This window comes from Arthrobacter sp. Y3224198 (assembly GCF_059090025.1).
Genome location: NZ_JBNHFG010000069.1, coordinates 1 through 1,164 on the forward strand (window position 1 = coordinate 1; position 1,164 = coordinate 1,164).

The 1,164-nt window shown below is 54.5% G+C and carries 1 rRNA gene; it reads left to right on the forward strand.

Annotated features, from left to right (window positions below):
- Positions 1-1,036 (forward strand): 23S ribosomal RNA (locus AC5RUF_RS16320); the annotation flags it as partial.
- Positions 1,037-1,164 lie beyond the last annotated feature (128 nt).

Below are 1,164 nucleotides of genomic sequence, written 5' to 3' on the forward strand. Positions count from 1 at the left end.
GGGCGAAGCTGGGAATTTAAGCCCCAGTAAACGGCGGTGGTAACTATAACCATCCTAAGGTAGCGAAATTCCTTGTCGGGTAAGTTCCGACCTGCACGAATGGAGTAACGACTTCCCCGCTGTCTCAACCATAAACTCGGCGAAATTGCAGTACGAGTAAAGATGCTCGTTACGCGCAGCAGGACGGAAAGACCCCGAGACCTTTACTATAGTTTGGTATTGGTGTTCGGTGTGGCTTGTGTAGGATAGGTGGGAGACTGTGAGACCCGGACGCCAGTTCGGGTGGAGTCATCGTTGAAATACCACTCTGGTCATACTGGATATCTAACTTCGGCCCGTAATCCGGGTCAGGGACAGTGCCTGATGGGTAGTTTAACTGGGGCGGTTGCCTCCTAAAGAGTAACGGAGGCGCCCAAAGGTTCCCTCAGCCTGGTTGGCAATCAGGTGGCGAGTGTAAGTGCACAAGGGAGCTTGACTGTGAGAGAGACATCTCGAGCAGGGACGAAAGTCGGGACTAGTGATCCGGCGGTACATTGTGGAATGGCCGTCGCTCAACGGATAAAAGGTACCTCGGGGATAACAGGCTGATCTTGCCCAAGAGTCCATATCGACGGCATGGTTTGGCACCTCGATGTCGGCTCGTCGCATCCTGGGGCTGGAGTAGGTCCCAAGGGTTGGGCTGTTCGCCCATTAAAGCGGTACGCGAGCTGGGTTTAGAACGTCGTGAGACAGTTCGGTCCCTATCCGCTGCGCGCGCAGGAAATTTGAGAAGGGCTGTCCTTAGTACGAGAGGACCGGGACGGACGAACCTCTGGTGTGTCAGTTGTACTGCCAAGTGCACCGCTGATTAGCTACGTTCGGATGGGATAACCGCTGAAAGCATCTAAGCGGGAAGCCCGCTTCGAGATGAGATTTCCATACACCTTGTGTGTGAGAGGCCCCCAGCCAGACCACTGGGTTGATAGGCCGGATGTGGAAGCGGGGACTAAAGACCCGTGAAGCTGACCGGTACTAATAGGCCGATAACTTACACCACACCAACACCTGGGGAAACACGACTTCAAACGGTTTCCCAATGTACAGGGTGTTGTGATCATGCTGCTTGCGTCCACTATGTGGTTCCCGGACAACAACCCGCACGGGTTGTTCCCGCTGGAACTGTAA